The organism is Homoserinimonas flava, assembly GCF_054969005.1.
Genome location: NZ_JBUEQS010000001.1, coordinates 826,189 through 848,967, shown reverse-complemented (window position 1 = coordinate 848,967; position 22,779 = coordinate 826,189). Strand labels below are relative to the sequence as shown.

The window sequence follows — 22,779 nt, the reverse complement described above, 5'->3', positions numbered from 1 at the left end:
TGTCGTTCAGATAATCGTAGCGTGCGCTGGCGCGCGGTCAGCCCCAGCGCTTGAGGAGGTACTTCTCGAGTAGGCCGATGAGGGAGTCAGTGAGCTTGCCGAGGATGCCAAGCAAGATGATGGTGAGCCACATGCGATCGACACGCCCGTTGTTCTGGGAGTCGACGAGCAGGAATCCAAGCCCCATCGACGAGGCGATGAGTTCTGCCGCGACAAGGAAGAGCCAGGCCTGCGCGAGCGCGAGCCTCAAACCCGAGACGATGCTGGGCACGACTGCGGGGAACTGCACCTGTGACAGGAGACTCAGACGACCGAGCCCATACGCGCGACCAAGCTCGACGAGTTGCGGATCGACGTGTCGCAGTGCGCCTGCCACTGTCGTGTAGACAGGAAAGAGCGCGCCGATGGCGATGAGTGCAACCTTCGAGTCCTCGTTGATGCCGACATAGAGCACGAGCAGGGGAACCCAGGCAAGCGATGGCACCGCTCTGAAGGCGCCGATGGTTGGCGACAAGAATGCAGAACCCCACCGCGAGAGGCCGACGATCGCTCCGATAATGAGCCCAGCGACCGCGCCGAAAACGAACCCCAGCAGTACACGCTGCGTCGAAATGGTGATGTGCCGAGCGAGTGTCCCGTCCTGCGCGAACTGCACTGCAGCCGTCCATACCGACGCCGGAGACGGAAGCCTGTAGGCGGGGACAAGTTCGAGTGCACTCACGAAATACCAGGTGGCGAACAGCAGAATGGGCAGCACCGCTCCCGCAGCAACCAGCCAACCTCGGCGGGCCCGGTCCGGCTTGTCCCGACGCTCGGGGATCGCGTTTGCTTCAGTTCCCGCGGCAGAGTAGCCATATCCGGATGAGTACTGGTGGAGGCTCGCAGACGCCCCCGCACCGGACTCCGGTGCGGGGGCGTCTGTCGCCGCCTTACGGCGCGGGGTCATCAGTCGCCGATCTCCGACGGGTCTGCGGCCGCGTAGAAGTCGGTGTTGAAGAGACTGTCGAGTGCCTCGTCGATCTGCTCCTGCGTCTCGACGTCACCCGACTCGACGAAGATCGGACCAACGATCTCGAGCACGTCGCGCTGTGCCTGGCCGGGCTCACCCACGTCGAGGTTTGTGCGCTCCAGCAGCACCTTCTCGGCGATGGCGATGTCGGTGCCGGAGACCTCGGCGAGAATTTCGGCCGCCTCGTCAGGGTTCTCTTCAGCCCACTGGCGGGCCTTCTCGTAGGCGTTCACGACGACCTGGAGCACATCGGCGTTGTTCTCGATGAAGTCCTCGGTCGCGTTGAGGAAGCCGTAGGTGTTGAAGTCGATGTTGCGGTAGATGAGCTCGGCACCCGAGTCGACCTCGGCCGTTGCCATGATCGGGTCGAGACCCGCCCAGGCATCGACGGCTCCTGAGAGCAGTGCGGCGGAGCCGTCAGCGTGCTGCAGGTTCTCGATTGTGACCTCTTCGATGCCGATACCGGCCTCCTCGAGCGTCTGGAGCAAGAAGAAGTACGGGTCAGTGCCCTTGGTTGCGGCGATGGTCTTGCCCCGAAGGTCGTCGACCGACTGAATGTCGGAGCCTTCGGCAACGACAATGGCAGACCATTCAGGCTGCGAGTAGATGTCGACGACCTGGATGGGTGAGCCGTTCGAGCGGGCGAGCAGTGCCGCCGAGCCTGCCGTCGATCCAACATCGACGGCACCGGCGCGGAGGGCCTCGTTGGCCTTGTTGGAGCCTGCCGACTGCAGCCACGTCACGGTGACGCCGTCGAGTTCTTCCTCGAGCCAGCCCTGATCTTTGATGATGAGGCTCAACGGGTTGTAGGTGGCGAAGTCGATGTTGAGCGTGTCGGTGCTCCACTCGCCGGAGGTGGACTCAGCCTGTGTGGCGGAGCCTTCGCCGGCGGCGCAGCCGGTGAGCACGAGTGAACCGGCGGCGAGCAGGGCTGCCGCGGTGATGGTGGGCTTGAATCGCATTGCATTTCCTTGGTTCGGGATTGGTGGGGACGTGTTGCCCGGCGACGATTGCTGTGGCCGTCGGGCGGTGATGGGTCTAACTGTGGTGGTGTGTTGAAACACCGAGCCCCGTGAGGAGTTCGGCGCGGAGGTGCGCGAGTGTGGCATCCCCCCGGTCTCGCGGTCGTGCGCCGGGGACCTGTGTGATGCTGCGGATGGTCGCGCCCGAGCCCGCAGGGGCGTCGGGGTCGGTGCCGATCAGCACGACTCGGTCGGAAAGATACAAGGCCTCATCGACGTCGTGCGTCACGAGCAGAATGGTGGTCGGCTCGGCAGAGTGGACTTCGAGGAGGAGATCCTGCATCTGCAGCCGGGTGAGAGCGTCGAGAGCACCGAACGGCTCATCGAGTACGAGAACGCCTGGGCGGCGGGCGAGGGCTCTCGCGAGCGAGGCGCGCTGCGCCATGCCGCCGGACACCTGGCGGGGACGAAGACCCGAGGATGCCCCGAGTCCCACCAATCGAAGAAGCTCAGCGACACGATCCCGGCCGAGTTGGCGATCGACGCCCTTTGGCAGGCCGAGCGACACGTTGTGCTCGATCGTGCGCCATGGCAACAGCCTCGGCTCCTGAAAGCCGACGGAGCAGCGGAGGTCGATGCCCGATACGGGGGTGCGGCCGATGGCGATCGCCCCTGCCGTTGGGTGGTCGAGGCCGGAGACCTGGCGAAGCAGCGTCGACTTTCCGCATCCGGATGCCCCGATGAGCGCAACGATCTCGCCCGATGCAATGTCAAGGTCGATGTCACGAAGCACCACGCGCTCGTCGAAGGTCCTCCCGACGCCGTCGAGGCGTACGGCGAGGGCACCGGTCGAGGGCGCGAGCGTAGAGGCGAAGGTCACATACCGAGCGTAGGTCTCGTAATGCCGAGCCAAAAACCGCGTCGTAACGCAGCGAAATGTTGCAGGCGGATCGGCTAAGCGAATGACTTAGGCGGAGTGCAGCGTGGCAATCCGGCCGAGCAGTCCGTTGACGAAACCAGCGGAGTCGTCGGTGCTCAGCTCCTCTGCAAGCTTGACGGCCTCCGCGATTGCGACAGCGTCTGGGACCTCGTCGTTGAACATGATTTCCCAAATGCCGATGCGCACGAGCGCACGGTCGAGCACGGGCATCCTGTCGATAGTCCAGCCCTGCGCATACGTCTCGATAAGCTCATCGATCTCGTCGCCATGCTCGGTGATTCCGGTAACGATCTCGAGCGCATATCGCCACGAGTCGCGGCGCGCCGGTTCGAGGGCGGCACGCTCAGACTCTGTCGCGATGGCGCTGTTGAGTGAGATTTCGCGAAGATCTGCGCCGTACAAGAGGTCGAGGGCGCGCTTGCGCGCCTTGCTGCGAGCACTCACTAGTCGTTGACGCGGCCCAGGTAGTCGCCCGTGCGCGTGTCGACCTTAACCCGTGTGCCGGTCTCAAGGAAGAGCGGGACCTGGATCTCATAGCCCGTCTCGACGGTCGCCGGCTTGGTGCCACCGGTCGACCGGTCGCCCTGAAGGCCAGGCTCCGTGTACGTCACCTCGAGCACGACGGATGCCGGCAGGTCGATATACAGCGGGTTGCCGTTGTTGAGCGCGATCGTCACCGGCTGGTTCTCGAGCATGAAATTCTTGGCGTCGCCGACGATGGAGTCGGGGATCGTGATCTGGTCGTAGTCGGTCGAGTCCATGAACACGAACGACTCGCCGTCGGCGTAAAGGTACGTGAAGTCACGACGGTCAACGTTCTCAGTCTCGATCTTCGTGCCGGCGTTGTACGTCTTGTCAACGGTCTTCCCGGTGACGACGTTCTTCATCTTGGTGCGAACGAACGCGCCGCCCTTGCCCGGCTTGACGTGCTGGAAGTCAATAACCGTCCAAAGCTGGCCGTCAATCTTGATGACGACGCCGTTCTTGATGTCAGCGGTAGAGGCCATGAGAGGGGGATCCGTTCGATCGGGACGTGAGCCGGTGTGGTGGCCGGTGTTCGGTGGCGTGAGCGCCGAAGGGAGAGTTTACCGGCTCGACCTGGTCACTACCGAATGCACGGCTCAGACCCCGATTTCTTGGTAGGCGGCAAAGAGCAGGCTCTGGTCCGGGCCGGCAAGCACGGTGGGTCTCCCGATGTCATCGAGGACGATGAACCGGAGGAGGTCGCCCCTGGCCTTCTTGTCGCGCTTCATGACGGCAAAGAGGGTGTTCCACCGGCCAGCGGGATACGTCGTCGGCAGTTGCAGAGACTCGAGGATACGGCGATGCCGGTCGACAACCTCGTCAGAGAGGCGACCGCTGAGTCGGGCCAGTTCAGCCGCGAACATCATGCCGATCGCGACGGCAGCACCATGACGCCACTGGAATCGCTCGGCGAACTCTACGGCGTGGCCGAGGGTGTGGCCGTAGTTCAGGATCTCGCGCTCCCCCGCCTCGCGAAAGTCGCCGCCCACCACGCGGGCCTTGATGCCGATGGAAAGCTCGACGAGACGGCGGAACTCCTCCGTGCGCGGGTCGGTCGCGACATCCACATCGCGTTCGATGATGTCGAGGATCTCCGGCTCAGCAATGAAGCCATACTTCACGACCTCGCCGAAGCCCGCGAGGATCTCCATGGGGCTCAGCCCCTCGAGCAATGAGAGGTCGACGAGAACCGCGGCAGGAGCGTAGAAGGCGCCGACGAGATTCTTGCCCTCGTTGGTATTGATGCCGGTCTTGCCGCCAATTGCAGCATCGACCATGCCGAGCAGTGTCGTCGGCACCTGGACGAGACGTACCCCACGCAGCCACGTTGCCGCGACGAATCCCGCGAGGTCGGTGACAGCGCCGCCGCCGAACCCGATGACGACATCGCTCCTCGTGAAATCGGCCTGCCCGAGCACCTGCCAACAGAACGCGGCAACCTCCACCCGCTTGCCGGCCTCCGCATCGGGCACCTCCGCGAGCAGCACCTCGAATTGGTCGAGAAGCGCGTCGCGGAGCGCTGAGGCGCGCGCACCGAGTGTCGGCGGGTGCACGATGAGCACTTTGCGTGCATCCGATCCGATGAGGTCACCGAGTTCGCTCAGGATGTCGCGGCCAACGAGCACGTCGTACGGTGCCTCTCCCCCGACGGTGATTCTCGTGATGCTCACAGTTCGTTCTCCTTCTCGCGTGGGTCCTTCAGCGGCATGCCCGTGTCCTCTGCGATCCAGGTCGCAATCTCGTATGCGATCTGATCGATCGGGCGCGATGAGGTGTCCCATATCGACGACTCCACGGCGTCATACAGCGGTGCTCGTTGCTCGACGAGCGCCTTCCAGGCCTCGACACCGCCTGAGAGTAGAGGACGTTTGCCGCCAGCGATTCGTTTGGCCACGGCTTCTGGACTCACGATCAGGCGCACGACCCGGCGACCCTCGAGATCGGACCGGGTGGCGGAATCAATAATTGCTCCGCCACCCACCGACATGACCACGGGTTCCTGAAGTGCCGTGACAACGGCGTCGCGCTCGAGTGCGCGAAAGTGCGGTTCGCCGAACTGCTCGAAGAGATCAGCGATCGGACCATGCGTCGCAACGATGCGCTTGTCGGTATCGACGAACTCGACACCGAGTAAGCGGGCGACCCGCTTGCCGATCCGCGTCTTGCCAGAGCCAGGGGCCCCGATGAAGACCACAATCGGAGTGGCGATGGAGGTGCTCACTGCAGATCGGGGTCGGAACTAGCCGAGGTCGAGAGTGCTGACGGTATTGCGTCGCGGTATGCCCGAAGGTTTCGCCGCGTCTCTGCGACTGAGTCGCCACCAAACTTCTCAAGCATCGAGTTGGCGAGGACGAGAGCAACCATCGCTTCAGCCACGACCCCAGCAGCGGGCACAGCGCACACGTCCGACCGCTGGTGGTGCGCCTCGGCCGGGCCACCGGCGGCAACATCGACCGTGCGCAGGGCGTGCGGGACGGTGGCGATTGGCTTCATGCCAGCGCGCACTCGCAACACTGTCCCGGTGGACATGCCCCCCTCAGTGCCACCGGCCCGGTCCGTCGCTCGGCTGATCGCGCCATCCGACTGAAAGAGCTCATCGTGCGCCTCGGAGCCTCGCCGTGTGGTGGTGAGGAAGCCGTCACCGAGCTCCACTCCCTTGATCGCTTGAATCCCCATGAGTGCGGCAGCGAGCTGCGAATCGAGTCGACGATCCCAGTGCACGTACGAACCAAGTCCGGGTGGAAGGCCATAGGCAAGCACCTCGACAACACCGCCGAGGGTATCGCCGTCATCGTGCGCACGGTCAACCTCGGCAACCATGCGCTCGGACGTTCCGGCGTCGAAACAGCGCAGCGGGTCGGCGTCGAGTGCAGCAACATCCGACGCCTTCGGGAGGATGCTGCCCTCAGGAACCTTTACGGTGCCGATCGAGAGCGTGTGACTCACGAGCTCGACCCCAAGCTCAGCGAGGAACCGGCGAGCAACGGCACCGAGGGCGACTCGTGCAGCCGTTTCACGCGCACTCGCACGCTCGAGCACGTTTCGGGCTTCAGGGAATTCATACTTCTGCATGCCGACCAGATCTGCATGGCCGGGACGGGGACGGGTGAGTGGCGCTCCCCTCCCCTTCGGGAGGGTTGCGGGGTCGACCGGTTCGGCGCTCATCACGTCGACCCAGCGCGGCCATTCAGTGTTGCCGATACGAAGCGCCACCGGGCTTCCCATAGTCGCCCCGAACCGGATGCCTCCAGAGATCGAGAGCTCGTCCTCCTCGAACTTCATGCGAGCGCCTCGCCCATACCCGAGCTTGCGGCGTGCAAGATCTGCACGGATGTCATCGAGCGATACGGGAACCCCGGCAGGCAATCCCTCAAGGATCGCCACCAGTTCGGGGCCGTGAGATTCTCCAGCGGTCAACCAACGAAGCATGTACACGATCCTCCCACAGCCCCGGAGCAGGGATGTCCGCCCGCGATGGCGCGCTCAGCGCGGCGAGGAGACGTGCAATGCTGCCCGCATGGCGGTCGTGACCTTCGCTTCGTCAGGGAGCTGAGCATCCTGATCACCATTGACGAAGATGCGGACCTGCATTACCGCCTGATGCAGCAGCATTTCGAGACCCGAGATCACACGGCCGTTGACCTCGCTCCAGCGCGACGCGAGCGCGCTCGGCCACGGGTCGTACGCGACATCAAGCAATGTTGCATCCCGTCGAAGCGCCGGGTCGAACGTTACCATTGCGTCTGCACCATTCGGGAGGGTGCTGATGACAAGATCCGGTGCCGTGGGTGGCGCGTCCTCCAAGCGGACGATCTCGATGTGGACTCCGAGGAGCGGCCCGAGCTCGACAAGCTGAAGGGCTCGCTGTGGATTCCGGACCGACAGCGTCACGCGACGAGCGCCGAGCTCAGCCGCCGCTGCGATCGCCGACGACGCAGTGGCACCACCACCGAGAATCTGCACGTCGGTGCAGTGAGTGACCCCGGATTCGGCACATGCTGCGACGATGCCGTGGATATCGGTGTTGAAACCACGGCGCCGGCCGGAGTCGAGAAGAAGGGTGTTGCAGACCCCAGTGAGGCGAACACGCTCGTGCGCCTCATGCAGGAGAGGAATGACGGTGTGTTTGAGAGGCATCGTGAGAGACAATCCGCGCCACTCCCCGCCAAGACCGTCGAGAAATGGTTCAAGACGCTCAGCAGGCATCTCGACCGCCTCATACGTCCACGGCAGGTCCAACGCAGCGTAGGCGGCACGGTGTAGCCGCGGTGAGCGGGAATGCCCGATTGGGCTTCCCAGCACTGCCAGGCGTCGGGCGGCGTCAACCACAGTTCTCGCTGTCCGAGGAACGGCACCACTCCTGCAGCTCTCGGACCGCCGCGTTGTGCTGATCAAGCGTGTCGGTGAACTTCGTCTCACCCGTGTCGAGGTTGACGGTCACGAAGTAGAGCCAGGCGCCGTCTGCCGGCGCCAGTGCGGCCTCGATGGCGAGATCGCCTGCCGCCGAAATGGGGCCTGGAGGCAGACCGGTATGCACGTATGTGTTGTACGGATTGTCATCATTGAGCTCTTCGCTCGTGCTGAATACTCCGCCAAGCTGACGCTCACCATGCGCCCAGGCGTAGCCGTAGTGCGCTGTCGAATCGAACTGCAGCAGCATCCCCTGGTCGAGCCTGTTTTGGATGACGCGTGAGACCTTGTAAAAGTCCTCGCTCTTGCTGCCAGCCTCGCGCTGGATCAGCGCCGCGATGGTGAGCACTCGGTGGCGATCCTCTGGTGCGACGCCGGCGGCGTCAAGCGACTGGAATGTGCGATTCACCATGGTGGAGAGCACAGTCACTGCGTCCACTCCGGGATCGAAGGTATACCGGGCAGGGAAGAGATAGCCCTCGATGTTAACGGCCTCTGCCCCGATGCCGTACACGGTCGGATCTGCTGCGGCCGCCTCGAAGTCTTCGATCGACAGACCCGTTGCAGCGCTGAGAACCTCGTATGCCTGGTCGGCACTCCACCCCTCCTGCACGAGCGCGGTGTTCTCGACGCGATTCGCCGGATCGAGGAGTGCATCGAGGGCCGCTTGCGAGCTCATCTCCTGTGCGAGAACGTAGTAGCCCGGAAAAAATTGCGGGTTCTCTTTGAGCAGCAAGTCCCAGAACGCGTCATAACTCTTGATGACACCGGCCTCCAGCAAAGAGTTTGCGACGTCGCCGCCCGTATCGCCCTCGGCGATGACGATCGACGCCTCTCCTGTGCCCTCGCCCGTATAGTCCTCCGGCGGGATCTCCCAGCCCATCACACTGCGGACCTGCTCCTCAAAATTCAGCCAGACGAATGCAACGGCACCCGCGCCGAGGCCGAACACAACGAGGAGGGCGATGACCCACCCGATCCAACGTCGGCGCGGTCGCTCGCTGCGGTCACGCCGCTCACGCGGCTCACGCGGCTGTCTGCGGGACGATGAGGCCGATCGGCGGTCGCGGCGAAGCGGCTCCTCGCCGACATTCGGAGAAGGTGATGGCTCCGCGTCGGGCTGCGATGTGAATATCGCATCCCAGTCGGGTTCGCCATTGCCCGCGTTCTCACCGTCGCGACGGTCATTGTCCTGGTGCATTGAGTGGTCCTTCGTGCGGGACAACGAGCGAACCGGGGGGAACTCCCCTAGATCTCTCGATATCGAGGGCATGCTGGAGGATTATAACGGCCGCAACTTGGTCGACGACCGACCGCGAATTCCGTGCTGTCCGTCCGTTCGCTCGGAGTGCCTGGTTCGCAGAGACAGTTGACAGTCGCTCATCGACGAGGCGCACGATCAAACCCTGCGCCGCGATGAGGTGGGCAAACGATCGTGCATCCTCCGTCGATGCCGTGGCAGCACCGGACAGCGAGAGGGGAAGCCCGACGATCACTTCGTCGGCGTCGATCTCATGAGCGAGGCGAATGATCTCGGCGACGTCACCGGTGCCGCGCTGAATCGTCGCGACGGGCGTCGCAAGCATTCCGTGGAGGTCGCTGCGAGCGAGACCGATGCGGGCACGGCCCACATCGATTCCCAGTCGCACGCCGCTTCGCATCGTCAGTGCGGGAGCCCCTCGACGACGATGTCCAGCGCGGCAGGAATGGCAGCAACGTCAACCCCGCCTCCCTGTGCAAGATCGTCTTTACCGCCGCCGCCGCCGCCGAGCACGCCTGCTGCGGCCTTCGCAAGGGCGCCGGCCTTGACGCCGAGCGTCCGTGCCGCGTCGTTCGCTGCAACGATGACCGCTGGCTTGCCCTGCACGTCGGCGGCAAGCACGACAACAGCGGCGTCGCTGCCAAGGCGACCACGCACGCCGATCACGAGATTGCGCAAATCGTCTGCTGATCCGAGCGAGCCGACGCTCTCTCGGACAAGCGTGAGCGATCCACGACGAGTCGCACCGCTGACGATCTCCGGAATGCGCTGAGTCAGCGCGGCTGATTCGAACTCGGCGATGCGCTTTTCTGCTGCTTTGAGTGACGACAGAAGGTCCGCAATCTTCGCCGGCAGGGCGTCTCGCGGTGTCTTGAGGTTCGCCGTGAGCTGCGAAACGATCGTTCGCTCGACAGCGAGGTCACGGAAGGCATCCATGCCAACGAGCGCCTCGACTCGCCGGTTCGTGGACCCGACGGATGCCTCGCTGACAAGGTTCACGAGGCCGACGCCGGCAGTACTCGTCACGTGGGTTCCAGCGCAGAGTTCGCGTGACCATGGCCCGCCAATATCGACAACGCGGACGCTATCGCCATACTTCTCTCCGAACAGCGCCATTGCACCGAGGCCTTTCGCCTCGTCGAGCGGCATGATGCGCGTCTCGACGTCGAGATCGCGTCGAATCGCGAGGTTCGTGATCTCCTCGATTTCGCTGCGCGTCTCTGCTGACAGTGCCTGATTCCAGCCGAAGTCGAGACGCATATAGCCGGCCTTGTTGTATGAACCCGACTGGTGGGCATCCGGTCCGAGGACCTGACGCAACGCTGCATGAACAAGGTGGGTCGCGGAATGAGCCTGCGTCGCTCCCCTGCGCCACTCGGCATCGACAATCGTGGTTGCGGCGTCGTCGATGCCAACCTCGCCGGAAACCACCATCACTCGATGACTCACAAGGCCCTTGACAGGCTTTTGCACATCGAGCACCTCGAGCTCGAACCCGGCCCCAAATATGGTCCCGGCGTCGGCCTCTTGCCCGCCCGATTCTGCATAGAGCGACGTTTCGGAGAGGATGACCTCGGCCGTCTGCCCGGCGACCGCGCGCATGACGCTTGCCCCATCGACGATGAGGCCGAGCACCCGCGTTTCTGTCTGGAGGTAGTCGTACCCGGTGAACACCGTCTCGCCCTGCGCGCGGAAGTCGCTGTAGACCGAGAGATCGGCGAGGGCAGTCTTCTTCGCCTTCGCATCCGCCTTGGCTTTCGTTCTCTGCTCGGTCATGAGTGAATCAAAAGCGACACGGTCGACCGTGAGTCCAGCCTCCTCAGCCATCTCAAGCGTCAGGTCGATCGGGAACCCAAACGTGTCGTGCAGAAGGAAAGCGGTATCGCCAGGAAGCTGGCGGCGGCCCTCATCCCGCGTCTTCGAGACGGCCAGATCGAGGATGCTGGTGCCGCTTGCGAGGGTTCCGAGAAAGTTCTCCTCCTCGGCGTAGGCGAGGCGTGCGATGCGATCGTAGTTCTGCTGCACCTCCGGGTAGGCATCCTTCATCGCTTCTCGTGATGCCGGAAAAAGCTCGCTGAAGGTAGAAGTGTCGACGCCGAGCAGCCGCATCGCTCGCACCGAACGACGCAGCAGGCGACGGAGGATGTATCCGCGGCCTTCGTTCGACGGTGTAACGCCGTCAGCCATGAGCATGAGGGCCGAACGCACGTGGTCGGCAACCACGCGCATCCGCACGTCGTCGTCGTGATCTGCGCCGTAGCGACGCCCGGACAGTGCGGCGGCACGATCGAGCACGGGACGCACCTGATCGATCTCGTACATGTTCTCAACGCCCTGCTTGAGAAACGCAACACGCTCAAGCCCGAGCCCCGTGTCAATGTTCTTCTTCGGCAGTTCGCGGACGACCGTGAAGTCGGTCTTGCTCTTCACATCATCGAGGAGGTACTGCATAAAGACGAGGTTCCAGATTTCGACATACCGAGAGTCGTCGACTGCCGGGCCGCCTTCTGCCCCGTATTTCGGGCCACGGTCGAAGTAGATCTCCGAACACGGCCCGCCGGGGCCCGGTTGGCCAGTGTGCCAGTAATTGTCGGCCTTGCCGAGGCGCTGAATGCGGTGTTCCGGCAGACCGGCGATGCGCTTCCAGAGTTCGATCGCCTCATCGTCGTCTTCGTACACGGTGACCCAGAGGTCGCGTTCTTCGAATCCGTAACCACCATCGGCTTCGCTCGACGTCAGAAGATCCCAGGCGTAGGTGATCGCCTGCTCCTTGAAGTAGTCCCCGAATGAAAAGTTGCCGGCCATCTGGAAGAACGTGCCGTGCCGGGTGGTCTTGCCCACCTCTTCAATGTCGAGCGTGCGAATGCACTTCTGCACACTCGTGGCTCTCGGATATGGCGCAGGAATGAGTCCGGAAAGATACGGAATAAATGGCACCATTCCAGCGACCGTGAACATCAGCGTCGGATCGTCGCTCACGAGCGAAGCTGACGGCACGACGGTGTGACCCCGTTCGGCAAAATAGTCGAGCCAGCGTTGACGAAGTTCAGCAGTCTGCATGGGTTCCTGTTGGTTCTGGTGCGAAATGAGAAGCGTGCGAAAGGCTAACCCTGCGCGCGCTTGAGGTCAGCGATCGTCTCTTCAGCCTCGGCGACGGCGGCACGGAGTTCCGCTTCGCGAGCACGGTAGCCATCGACGACGGCACCGGTGAACTCCCCCACTCGGCTGTCGACCTCTTCGAAGAAGCGGCGACCCTCGGGAGTCTTATTGATCTGGTGCGCGGCGACGAATCCGATGCCGACGCCGATGATGAGCATCAGAAGGTTCTTCATGACTGGCTCCCTGGAAGTTGTCGTCGTTGATAGTGCGAGCATCGAATGAGCCCGCTAGGTCGTTGTCTGCGAGCCTATCGGCTCGAACCTGCCACAACGTGAGTGCTCTGTTGAGGCAACCCTCAAGAAGTGTGCGCAAGTCTCAAACGCCGAAAGCGGGCCGCCAAAGGCGACCCGCTTCCAAGCGTAAATCGAGACTAGCGTGCGGCGTAGTACTCGACGACGAGCTGGACCTCACACGTGACCGGAACCTCGGCACGTTTCGGGCGACGCACAAGACGCACCTGAAGCTTGTCGAGCTCGACCTCGAGGTAGGCGGGCGTCTTGGGGAGGAGATCGACGTGACCTCCGGCCGCGGCAACCTGGAATGGCTCCATGCCCTCGCTGCGCTGGTGCACGGCAACGAGCTGACCGGGCTTCACGCGGAACGACGGGCGGTCGACGCGCTGGCCGTCGACGATGATGTGACGGTGCACGATCATCTGGCGGGCCTGGGCGGTGGTGCGAGCGATCGCGGCGCGAACGAGGATCGCGTCGAGACGCATCTCCAGCAGCTCGACGAGGTTCTCACCCGTCAGGCCTTCGGTGCGGCGTGCCTCGGCAAAGGCGATCCGAAGCTGCGCTTCACGGATGCCGTACTGGGCGCGCAGGCGCTGCTTCTCGCGGAGACGGACGGCGTAGTCACTGTCGGTCTTGCGCTTGGTGCGACCGTGCTCTCCGGGCGGGTATGGACGCTTCTCAAAGCCCTTGGCGGCCTTCGGGGTCAGCGGGATGCCAAGCGCACGGGAGAGCTTGGTCTTGCTACGAGTACGTGACTTAGTAGACACGAGTTCCTTTCGATACAGACGTCATCGGTCTTCAACAGTGGTTCCGCAGGCGCAGGCCTGCGAACGAACAGAAGAGGGATGGTGCCGTGGGGCGCCCGGCTAAAGGACTCTCCCCGTCAGCGTTGGTATCGAGGCAGCCGTGCACGAATACCCACTGTAGGCGGGGCCAATACTATCACTTGCCCCGGATGATCCGAAGCAACTTCTGCAGTCGGGGGCCGATCTCGCGTTCGTGCCCGTGGTCGGTCGGCTCGTAGTATCTGCGCCCGCGCAGTGTTGACGGCAGATAGTCCTGCTCGACGACACCCAGTTCGGCGTCGTGGGGGTAGCGATACCCCTTGCCGTGGCCGAGCTTCTTTGCGCCGGCATAGTGCGCGTCTCGCAGGTGCTTTGGCACGCGGCCGGACTTGCCAGCGCGGACATCCGCGACCGCCGCATTGATTCCCGCATAGGCGGCATTCGACTTGGGAGCCGTCGCGAGGTAGACGACTGCCTCTGCGAGCGGCAGCCGCCCCTCTGGCATGCCGATGAGCTGCACGGCGTTTGCTGCCGAGGTCGCAATAACGAGTGCCTGTGGGTCTGCCAGGCCGATGTCTTCAGCGGCACTGATGATGATTCGGCGTGCGATAAAGCGAGGGTCCTCCCCCGCCTCGACCATTCGGGCGAGGTAGTGCAACGCGGCGTCGGGATCGGAACCCCTGATCGACTTAATGAAGGCGCTGATCACGTCGTAGTGCTCGTCGCCGTTGCGGTCATAACGCAGGAGCGCTCGATCGACGGCAAGTGCGACGGATTCGGCGGTGATTGGTGCGGGACCGGGGTCGTCGCCCATACCTGCCGCGACCGAGGCGGCCGCAGCCTCGAGCGCTGTGAGCGCTCGGCGTGCATCGCCGGATGCGAGCCGCACGATGGACTCGCGGGCATCGTCATCGAGAGTGAAGCGCCCCTTGAGCCCGCGCTCGTCTGACACCGCGCGATCGACGAGCACCCCGAGGTCCTCATCGCTCAGCGGTTCGAGTGTGAGCAAGAGCGAGCGCGAGAGCAATGGCGAAATGACGGAGAACGACGGGTTCTCTGTCGTCGCCGCCACAAGGATTACCCACCCGTTCTCGACCCCTGGAAGCAGGGCATCCTGCTGGGCCTTGGTGAACCTGTGGATCTCGTCAAGAAACAGCACGGTCGACTGACCGTAAAGGTCGCGCTGCGAGAGGGCTGATTCCATCACCTCTCGCACGTCTTTCACTCCGGCGGTCACGGCGGAAAGCTCGACGAAGCGCCGGCCAGAACTGTGGGCGATGGCCTGTGCAAGCGTCGTCTTGCCGGTGCCCGGCGGGCCCCAGAGGATGAGTGACACCGCGCCCTGCTGTGCTTCTGGGGCGGCGAGCGAGACAAGTGGTGACCCGGGAGTGAGGAGGTGCTTCTGCCCAGCAACTTCGTCGAGGCTTCGTGGACGCATACGCACGGCCAAGGGGGTTGACCCGGAGAACAGGCCTTGCATGGCACTCATGGAGGCCATGGTACGGGCCCCCGACGACGCCGAAGTCCTCCATTGTTCGGCTAGGGTTCTCGTGGCAATCACGGCGAGTCGGAGGACCAGTGGGAACGAACCGGAGCAGCGAGAAGGACACGCGCGCGGCGCGCGAGCGTTTGCGGGTGTATCGCGCTCGCCAGGGAGTGCACCAGCATCGCATCGCTCGTCGGCGTAGGGACAACATTGTTGCGGTGATCGCATCCGTGCTCATCGTCACGCTCGCCGTTGTGGCGCAAGTGCTCTTCTTCACGGTCGGCCCAGGACAGCCGGAGCCGACTCCAGAAGCCTCGGCGGAGGCGGAGACCTCAACGGTTCCCTCTCCCGACCTCGCCGAGGATCGCATCTGGACCGGCGAACTTGTCCTCAACGACATCCCGCTCACGATCGAACTCGACGGCCAGGCCGCTCCGCAAGCGGTCGCTGCTTTCGTGCAGACCACCCGCGACGGCTATTTCGTCGACAAGACGTGCCACCGACTCACCAACGGTGGCTTTTATGTGTTGCAGTGTGGCTCGATTGACGGGGCGGGGTCACCCGATTCCACCTTCACGTTCGGCCCGATCGAGAATGCCCCCGCCGACGACGTCTATCCGGCGGGAACTATTGCCATGGCACGCGCGTCGAATGACGCCGAGAGCAACGGCCGCCAGTTCTTTATCGTCTACGAAGACACGACCATCCCCGCGGACGAGGCGGGTGGCTACACCGTGCTTGGCCGGATCACCAGCGGGCTCGATGAGCTTCGCGCGGGAATCACCGATGCCGGGGTGACCCCTGGCAGCTCCGAAACCGACGGCTCGCCAGTCGTCGCGACGACGATCACCTCCGTCACGCTTGACTGATCGCCGTCGCATGCCGGTGCAATAGGCTAGTGCGCGGTCGGCCGAAGCGGGTCGGCCCCGGCAGCAAGGTGAGGCTTTGACGAACAACAACCAGGCACCATGGGGTCGCGTCGACGAGACAGGCACCGTCTACGTGCGCGAGGGCGATGGCGAGCGTGCCGTCGGCCAGTATCCCGATGGAACTGCTGACGAAGCCATGGCCTATTTCGAACGCAAGTTCACCGACCTCGCCGGGCAAGTCACGCTGCTGGAACAGCGCATCAAGCGCGGCACGCCTCCTTCGGATGTTTCCAAAACCGTTGATGCACTCTTGGCGACGGTCGTTACGGCGAATGCCGTCGGCGATCTGGCATCACTCAAAGCCCGCCTCGAAGCCCTCGGTGGCGCTGTCGGGGAGCTCACCGAGAAGCAGCAGGCTGAGGATCGCGCCGCACTCGACGAGGCGATCGCGTATCGCACGGCGCTCGTCGTCGAGGCTGAGACGCTCGCCGCGCAGGATCCCGCGAAGGCGCAGTGGAAGCAGGTCAGCGCCTCGATGGACGAGCTGTTCTCGCGGTGGCAGACCCACCAGCAGACCGGGCCGCGCCTGCCAAAGGGCGAAGGCAACGATCTTTGGAAACGCTTCCGTGCTGCGCGCTCCATCATCGAAACTCACCGCAAGGCATTCTTCGCCGAACTTGATGCGACCCACAAGCACGCTCGCACGCAGAAGCAGGAGCTCGTCGCCCAGGCCGAGAGCCTGGTCTCGAAAGGAGCGGACGGGATCCCCGAGTATCGCCGTCTCCTCGACGCGTGGAAGGCCGCCGGCCGTGCGGGCAAGAAGTATGACGACGCACTCTGGGCCAAGTTCAAGGCCGCCGGCGACGCACTCTACGGAGCAAAGTCAGAAGTCGACGCACGGGACAACGAAGAGTTCGAAGCGAACCTGGTGTTGAAAGAAGCACTGCTCAAAGAGGCCGAGTCGTTGCTCACCGCAACCGACCGCGATGCGGCCCGTGCCTCGCTGGCAAACATTCAGACGAAGTGGGATGCCATCGGCAAGGTTCCGCGCGCGAAGGTCAAGGTAGTCGAGGATCGACTTCGGAAGGTTGAAGCCGCCGTCCGCAAGCTCGATGAAGACCACTGGCAGCGCAACAACCCCGAGCGCAAGGCTCGTGCCGAGGGCCTCGCTGCTCAGCTCGAAGCCGCGATTGAGCAGCTCGAGCGGGACCTCGCAGAGGCAAAAGCGAGCGGCGATGCGAAGCGGATTGCCGAAGCACAGGAGGCCCTGGATGCTCGCCGCGCATGGCTCGGAGTGATCGTCTAGCCACTCTCCACAGATTGTTCGCGCTGTCCCCTCTCGAGGAAAGGCTGCGCGACCATGGTGCGATGAACCCGAAGCTCTCCCCCGTGCTCAGCGCGCTCGACCTCCCGCTCGAAGAACTTCAGGCAGCGCGGCTCGATGGCGAGGTCTACATGATCGGCGAAGGATTCGCGCCCATCGACGAATTCGAACAGAGTCGCCATCGCGCACAATCGTTGGCCATCCTCATGACGCCACGGCTGATCGCGGAGGGGATGTCGGCCGCATGGGTTCACGGCGCCCGGCGGCACCCACCGATCACTCACGAGTTCTGCGTCTCGCTCACTGCACGCATACGGGTGCCTTCGACACGGCGCTTTCGCTTTCGGGAAGTTGCGATCGACGGCAACGACACCGTGCGCATTGGGGGAATCACCGTGACGACGCCGCTGCGCACGGCCGTCGACATCATCCGCGGTGCACGTTTTGACTCGGAAGAGCGCGCCGTTGTGCGTCAGCTCAGTACAACGCACGGATTCAGCCTCGGCGATTGCCGCCGGGACGTCACTCGACGGCACAAGCTCGCCGGCAAGCGCAATGCTCTCGAGCGAATCACTGCGCTAGAAGCGCGGCCAGAGTGCGCTACTAACTCGTGACGCGGTACACGTCGTACACCGCATCGATCCTTCGCACGGCATTGAGCACGCGGTCGAGGTGCGTAGTGTCGCCCATCTCGAAGACGAACCTGCTGATGGCAAGGCGGTCGTTCGAGGTAGCGACAGTCGCGGAGAGAATGTTGACATGATGCTCGGACAGCACCCTGGTGACATCCGAGAGCAGGCCGGACCGGTCGAGCGCCTCCACCTGAATCTGCACCAAGAAAAGGCTTGTCGATGAGGGCGCCCATTCGACGTCGACCACCCGCTCGGGCTCTTTCAGCAGCGACGCGACGTTGACACAGGATGATTGGTGCACCGATACGCCTGAACCGCGCGTGACGAAGCCCATGATCGTGTCGCCGGGCACCGGTGTGCAGCACTTGGCAAGCTTGACGAGGATGTCTGGGGCGCCTTTCACGAGCACCCCGGAATTGCCGGACCTGCGCTGCTTGCTTCGGCCCCGCGCGACCGTGAACTCCTCCTCGGCCTCACTCTCGACCTGCAGCGTCGAAACGATCTTCTCGATCACCGACTGTGTCGAGACGTGACCTTCACCGACCGCAGCGTAGAGCGCAGAAATGTCGTCGTAGCGCAGCTGGGCGGCGACCTCACTGATCGCGCCCTGATTCATGAGCTTCTGCAGGGGAAGGTTCTGTTTGCGCATGGCGCGGGCAATGGCATCCTTGCCCTGTTCCATCGCCTCGTCACGACGTTCTTTGGTGAACCACTGCCGAATCTTGTTTCGTGCGCGGGTGCTCTTGACGAACGTGAGCCATCCCTGGCTCGGGCCGGCGTCTGGATTCTTCGACGTGAATACCTCGACAACGTCACCGCTGGAGAGCTCACTCTCCAGCGGAACGAGGCGTCCGTTCACCTTGGACCCCATTGTGCGGTGGCCGACTTCGGTGTGCACCGCGTAGGCAAAGTCAACGGGTGTCGCTCCCGCCGGCAAACCGATGACCTTGCCCTGCGGGGTGAACACGTAGACCTCCTTCGCCCCAATTTCGAAGCGAAGTGAGTCGAGGAACTCGGTTGGGTCTGAGGTCTCGGCCTGCCAATCCGAGATGTGGGCGAGCCACGCCATGTCCGAATCCCCGACGGCTCCCGAGCTCACATCGCGCGCTCCGGCGACACGCTCCTTGTACTTCCAGTGTGCCGCGACGCCATACTCAGCGCGCTGGTGCATCTCTTCAGTGCGAATCTGAATCTCAACCGGCCGACCCTGCGGGCCAATCACGGTGGTGTGCAACGACTGATACAGGTTGAACTTCGGTGTCGCGATGTAGTCCTTGAATCGACCAGGGATCGGGGTCCACCGTGCGTGGATCGAACCGAGAACGGCGTAGCAGTCACGCACTGAGGCCACGAGCACGCGGAGGCCGACGAGGTCATAGATCTCGTCGAACTCTCGACCGCGGAGAATCATCTTCTGGTAGATCGAGTAATACTGCTTCGGACGCCCGACGACCTTGCCCTTGATGCGCGCAGCCTTGAGATCTTCGTTCACCGCGTCGATGACCTGCTGTACGAATTCTTCACGCTGCGGGGTGCGCTGCTTAACGAGGCTCTCGATCTCGACATACAGCTTCGGATGCAGCACGGCGAATGAGAGGTCTTCAAGCTCCCACTTGATGGCCTGGATGCCGAGCCGATGCGCCAGCGGAGCGTAAATCTCGAGTGTCTCCTGCGCCTTGCGCTTGGCGGATTCCGATGAAACGAAGCCCCAGGTTCGCGCGTTATGCAGGCGGTCTGCAAGTTTGATTACGAGCACACGGATGTCTTTCGACATCGCCACGACCATTTTGCGTACGGTCTCAGCCTGAGCGCTGTCGCCGTACTTCAGCTTGTCGAGCTTGGTGACCCCATCGACGAGCATCGCGATCTCATCGCCAAAGTCCTTGCGCACCATATCGAGCGTGTACTCGGTGTCTTCAACCGTGTCGTGGAGGAGCGCTGCCGCAATCGTCTTCGATCCGATGCCGAGATCGGCGAGGATCTGGGCGACTGCCACCGGATGCGTGATGTAGGGCTCGCCGCTCTTGCGCTGCTGTCCCCGATGCGCAACCTCCGCGACCTTGTACGCACGCTCGATCGTGTCAACATCGGCCTTGGGGTGGTGGGTTCGCACAGTGCGAATAAGGTTCTCGATCGCACCGGCATACTGGGCACGCGAAAAGAGCCGTGGCAGCAGCATCCGGCGCGTGGCTGGGCTGTTCGTGCTGACCTCGGTCATCTCACCTCCCAACGAATTGTGAGTGCAAAACTATCACCAGTGGTGCTGGCCTAGAGACGGCGCAGCACCCTGGAGATCAGCGAGTTGCAGCCGTCGCTGCCTCTCGGTCGGTCGCAACCCGCTTGGCCTGCTTTGCGATGTCCGGCTCACTCTCGCGCAGGTGTGCATAGACGGGCGCGGCGATGAAGATCGTCGAATACGCACCGACGATGATGCCGATGAACAGCGCGAGCGAAATATCACGAAGGGTTCCCGCGCCGAGTACGAATGACCCAATGAAGAGAATCGCCGCCACCGGGAGCACCGCGACCACCGAGGTGTTAATCGAACGAACGAGGGTCTGATTGACCGCAAGGTTCACCGATTCACCGAATGTCCGCCGCGACGCCTCGCCGTCTTCTCCCGTGTTCTCACGAATCTTGTCGAAGACCACAACCGTGTCGTAGAGGGAGTATCCAAGAATTGTGAGGAAGCCGATGACCGCGGCCGGCGTGACCTCGAAGCCGAGAATTCCGTAGATCCCTGCTGTGATGATGAGGTCATGGGCGAGTGCGAGCGTCGCCGCGAGCGACATCTTCCAGGTGCGGAAGTACAGGGCCATGAACACGCCTGCGAGTGCGATGAAGACGAGAAGCGCTCGAATCGACTGTGCCGTGATGTCAGCACCCCAGGTCGCACCGATGAACGAGGAGCTGACCTGCTCGACCGGAACGTTGTACGCGGTGGCGAGCGCTTCACGAACCTCAATGGCTTCATCGTCGGTGACAGTGTCGGTTTGAATGCGAACCGTGTCTGAACCGATGATGCTCACGCGCGGGAGCGCATCTTCGACAATGCTCTGCACGGCTTCTTCGCCGAGTTCCTGACTCAGCTCTGAGGTGCGCTCCACCTGAAACTGCGAGCCTCCACGGAACTCGATGCCGAACTCGAATCCCCCACGAAGCCACGGTCCGACAATGGAGGCGACGATCAAAACGGCCGCGATGCCGTACCAGAGTTTGCGGCGACCAATGAAGTTGATGGAACGGCGGCCGGTGTAGAGGTCATTGCCGAACTGAGAGAAGCTTGCCATCAGGAATCCTTGCCCTTCGAAGCGGGAGCAGATGCTTCTGCCGCCTTGCGTTCGGCGATCGTCTGTCGCTTGAGAGCCTCGCGACTGCTCGTGGTGCGCTTCGCGCTACTCACACCGGTCGGTTCTCGGAACGTTGCTCGGCCCCGATACACGGCGCCGAGTGCCTGCGGATTCAGCCCACTCAGTCGGTGCCCCTCGCCAAAGAACTTCGTCTTCGCGAGCAGCTGCATGAGCGGATGTGTGAAGAGCATGACGACGACGAGGTCGATGAGCGTCGTGATGCCGAGCGTCAGTGCGAAGCCGCGAACGTTGCCGATGGCGAGAAGGAACAGGACCGCTGCGGCTAAGAAGTTGACCGAGTCCGATGCGAGCACCGTACGGATCGCACGCTTCCAGCCCGCTTCGACAGCGGAGCCGAGCATCCTTCCGTCACGAAGCTCATCTCGGATGCGCTCGAAGTACACGATGAAGGAGTCTGCGATGATGCCGATCGCCACGATGAGCCCCGCGACACCGGCGAGAGAGAGCCGGTAGCCTTCGCGCCACGACATGAGGTTGATGACGAGGTAGACAATGACGCCAGCAACACCGAGCGAGGCTACCGTGACAAGACCGAGGGTGCGGTACTGGAATAGTGAGTAGACCACCACGAGACCGAGCCCAATGAAGCCGGCGATGAGACCGCTCCACAGCTGGCTCTCGCCGAGGGTTGCGGAGATGTTCTCACTGCTCTGCACCTCGAAGCCGATCGGGAGCGCACCGAACTTCAGCTGGTCGGCAAGGGTCTGCGCCGTCTCCTGCGTGAAACTTCCTGTGATCTGAGGCTGACCGTTCGTGATCACCGCATTCGTGGTCGGCGCAGAAATGACACTGCCGTCGAGCACAATCGCGAACTGGTTTTGCACGCCCTCCAACGAATACAGGCGGGTGGTCACCTCAGCAAACTGCTCTGTGCCCTTGTCACTGAAGACAATGTTCACGCCCCACTGCCCCGTGCTCACGCCCTGGCTATTCGCCACAAGGCTGTGAGTAGCGTCGTCGATCTCCTCACCGGAGACCTCGACAGGGCCGAGGATGTACTTCACTGTCTGCGAGCTGTCACAGGTGATGAGTGGCTCTGCCGCCGGTGCAACATTCGTGCCGGAATCATCGACTGAAGCGCAGTCGAAGTTGTTGAACTCGTCTTGGAGTTCATCCGTGATCCAGGCGAGGTCGCTCGCGTCGGTCGGCGTGGGAGACTCCTCAACGGTCTCTTCACCCTCAACCGGGGTTTCAGACGCCGAAGGTTCTGCCTCAGTAGTGACTCCTCCTGAGCCGCCTTCACCGGTGCCCGATTCTCCCGTGTCAGTCTCCCCCGTGTCAGCAGAGGGCGAAACGGATTCATCGGTGACAGTACCGTCGTCTGTCGTCGTATCTGTCGCAGTCTCGGTTGCTGACGCTGACTGCAGCACCGGGCGGAACTCAAGCTTGGCCGAGGACTCGATGCGATCGAGCGTCTCTTGGTCTGGGGTACCGGGAATCGAAACGACAATGTTCTGCGCGCCCTGAGTGTTGATCTCGGACTCGGAGACACCCGCGGCGTCGATTCTCTGGCGAATAATCGAAACTGCTTGATCGAGCTGCTCGCTGGTGACCTGCTGGCCGCTCTCAAGCTGCGGGGCAAGGATGATCTGCGTTCCGCCCTCGAGGTCGAGCGCAAGCTTTGGCGTCCATCCGGATCCCTGCCACAACACGCCAGCAAGGTTGAGGCCGATGAGCCCAGCAATGATGACGCCAAGCCAGCTCAGGGAACGCCAGGCCTTCTTGGCCGGTGTCGATCGTGGTGCAGCCAACGGGAACTCAGCTTTCTACGCTCCGGCGCAGGGTGCGCGCGGATCAGACGGGTGGTTCGATG

At 63.1% G+C, this 22,779-nt stretch carries 21 protein-coding genes; 3 read left to right on the top strand and 18 right to left on the bottom strand.

Annotation, left to right across the window (positions count from 1 at the left end; translation table 11 throughout):
• Positions 1 to 37 precede the first annotated feature (37 nt).
• From ACY48M_RS04045 to ACY48M_RS03975, 15 genes are all read right to left on the bottom strand, one after another.
• Positions 38 to 946, bottom strand: a complete 909-nt coding sequence (locus ACY48M_RS04045) for an ABC transporter permease (protein ID WP_462818942.1) — start codon at positions 944 to 946, stop codon at positions 38 to 40.
• Positions 946 to 1,971 (bottom strand): aliphatic sulfonate ABC transporter substrate-binding protein, encoded by a 1,026-nt coding sequence (locus ACY48M_RS04040; protein ID WP_462818941.1) that lies wholly within the window; start codon positions 1,969 to 1,971, stop codon positions 946 to 948. Before ACY48M_RS04040 ends, ACY48M_RS04045 begins: the two co-directional genes overlap by 1 nt.
• A 76-nt stretch (positions 1,972 to 2,047) precedes the next feature.
• Positions 2,048 to 2,851 (bottom strand): ABC transporter ATP-binding protein, encoded by an 804-nt coding sequence (locus ACY48M_RS04035; protein ID WP_462818940.1) that lies wholly within the window; start codon positions 2,849 to 2,851, stop codon positions 2,048 to 2,050.
• Positions 2,852 to 2,938: 87 nt separating this feature from the next.
• A complete protein-coding gene (gene nusB / locus ACY48M_RS04030) occupies positions 2,939 to 3,355 on the bottom strand; it encodes a transcription antitermination factor NusB (protein WP_462818939.1) in 417 nt (138 codons plus the stop codon).
• Positions 3,355 to 3,918 carry an elongation factor P gene (gene efp, locus ACY48M_RS04025; protein WP_462818938.1) on the bottom strand — a complete coding sequence of 188 codons (564 nt, stop codon included), beginning with the start codon at positions 3,916 to 3,918 and terminating at the stop codon, positions 3,355 to 3,357. The genes nusB and efp overlap by 1 nt, the downstream gene beginning before the upstream one ends.
• Before the next feature lie 114 nt (positions 3,919 to 4,032).
• Positions 4,033 to 5,106, bottom strand: coding sequence for a 3-dehydroquinate synthase (gene aroB, locus ACY48M_RS04020; protein ID WP_462818937.1), 1,074 nt, complete (start codon positions 5,104 to 5,106; stop codon positions 4,033 to 4,035).
• Positions 5,103 to 5,657 carry a shikimate kinase gene (locus ACY48M_RS04015; protein ID WP_462818936.1) on the bottom strand — a complete coding sequence of 185 codons (555 nt, stop codon included), beginning with the start codon at positions 5,655 to 5,657 and terminating at the stop codon, positions 5,103 to 5,105. Before ACY48M_RS04015 ends, aroB begins: the two co-directional genes overlap by 4 nt.
• Positions 5,654 to 6,865, bottom strand: a complete 1,212-nt coding sequence (gene aroC, locus ACY48M_RS04010; protein ID WP_462818935.1) for a chorismate synthase — start codon at positions 6,863 to 6,865, stop codon at positions 5,654 to 5,656. Before aroC ends, ACY48M_RS04015 begins: the two co-directional genes overlap by 4 nt.
• A 54-nt stretch (positions 6,866 to 6,919) precedes the next feature.
• Entirely contained in the window at positions 6,920 to 7,765 is an 846-nt protein-coding gene (locus ACY48M_RS04005) for a shikimate dehydrogenase (protein WP_462818934.1), read from the bottom strand.
• Positions 7,758 to 9,047 carry an endolytic transglycosylase MltG gene (gene mltG / locus ACY48M_RS04000; protein WP_462818933.1) on the bottom strand — a complete coding sequence of 430 codons (1,290 nt, stop codon included), beginning with the start codon at positions 9,045 to 9,047 and terminating at the stop codon, positions 7,758 to 7,760. The genes ACY48M_RS04005 and mltG overlap by 8 nt, the downstream gene beginning before the upstream one ends.
• Positions 9,031 to 9,507 carry a Holliday junction resolvase RuvX gene (gene ruvX, locus ACY48M_RS03995; RefSeq protein WP_462818932.1) on the bottom strand — a complete coding sequence of 159 codons (477 nt, stop codon included), beginning with the start codon at positions 9,505 to 9,507 and terminating at the stop codon, positions 9,031 to 9,033. Before ruvX ends, mltG begins: the two co-directional genes overlap by 17 nt.
• Positions 9,508 to 9,509: 2 nt before the next feature.
• Positions 9,510 to 12,167 carry an alanine--tRNA ligase gene (gene alaS, locus ACY48M_RS03990; RefSeq protein WP_462818931.1) on the bottom strand — a complete coding sequence of 886 codons (2,658 nt, stop codon included), beginning with the start codon at positions 12,165 to 12,167 and terminating at the stop codon, positions 9,510 to 9,512.
• A 44-nt stretch (positions 12,168 to 12,211) separates the two neighbouring features.
• Positions 12,212 to 12,439: a hypothetical protein gene (locus ACY48M_RS03985; RefSeq protein ID WP_462818930.1), complete on the bottom strand. Its 228-nt coding sequence runs from the start codon at positions 12,437 to 12,439 to the stop codon at positions 12,212 to 12,214.
• A 197-nt stretch (positions 12,440 to 12,636) separates the two neighbouring features.
• Positions 12,637 to 13,266, bottom strand: a complete 630-nt coding sequence (rpsD, locus tag ACY48M_RS03980; protein WP_462818929.1) for a 30S ribosomal protein S4 — start codon at positions 13,264 to 13,266, stop codon at positions 12,637 to 12,639.
• A gap of 175 nt (positions 13,267 to 13,441) precedes the next feature.
• Positions 13,442 to 14,773: a replication-associated recombination protein A gene (locus ACY48M_RS03975; protein ID WP_462818928.1), complete on the bottom strand. Its 1,332-nt coding sequence runs from the start codon at positions 14,771 to 14,773 to the stop codon at positions 13,442 to 13,444.
• Between the two features lie 89 nt (positions 14,774 to 14,862).
• Between ACY48M_RS03975 and ACY48M_RS03970 the strand changes: the two genes are divergently transcribed.
• The 3 genes from ACY48M_RS03970 to ACY48M_RS03960 all read left to right on the top strand — a co-directional run bounded on the left by ACY48M_RS03970 (position 14,863) and on the right by ACY48M_RS03960 (position 17,577).
• Complete coding sequence (locus ACY48M_RS03970) at positions 14,863 to 15,639, top strand: peptidylprolyl isomerase (protein WP_462818927.1); 777 nt, start codon at positions 14,863 to 14,865, stop codon at positions 15,637 to 15,639.
• A 76-nt stretch (positions 15,640 to 15,715) separates the two neighbouring features.
• Positions 15,716 to 16,945, top strand: a complete 1,230-nt coding sequence (locus ACY48M_RS03965; protein ID WP_462818926.1) for a DUF349 domain-containing protein — start codon at positions 15,716 to 15,718, stop codon at positions 16,943 to 16,945.
• A 62-nt stretch (positions 16,946 to 17,007) separates the two neighbouring features.
• Entirely contained in the window at positions 17,008 to 17,577 is a 570-nt protein-coding gene (locus tag ACY48M_RS03960; RefSeq protein WP_462818925.1) for a type IV toxin-antitoxin system AbiEi family antitoxin, read from the top strand.
• Here the strand turns inward: ACY48M_RS03960 and ACY48M_RS03955 are convergent.
• The 3 genes from ACY48M_RS03955 to secD form a co-directional block, all read right to left on the bottom strand.
• Positions 17,567 to 19,813, bottom strand: coding sequence for a RelA/SpoT family protein (locus ACY48M_RS03955; RefSeq protein ID WP_462818924.1), 2,247 nt, complete (start codon positions 19,811 to 19,813; stop codon positions 17,567 to 17,569). The two genes, ACY48M_RS03960 and ACY48M_RS03955, sit on opposite strands and share 11 nt — an antisense overlap.
• A 76-nt stretch (positions 19,814 to 19,889) precedes the next feature.
• A complete protein-coding gene (gene secF, locus ACY48M_RS03950; protein WP_462818923.1) occupies positions 19,890 to 20,885 on the bottom strand; it encodes a protein translocase subunit SecF in 996 nt (331 codons plus the stop codon).
• Positions 20,885 to 22,717 carry a protein translocase subunit SecD gene (gene secD / locus ACY48M_RS03945; RefSeq protein ID WP_462818922.1) on the bottom strand — a complete coding sequence of 611 codons (1,833 nt, stop codon included), beginning with the start codon at positions 22,715 to 22,717 and terminating at the stop codon, positions 20,885 to 20,887. Before secD ends, secF begins: the two co-directional genes overlap by 1 nt.
• Positions 22,718 to 22,779: the final 62 nt, after the last annotated feature.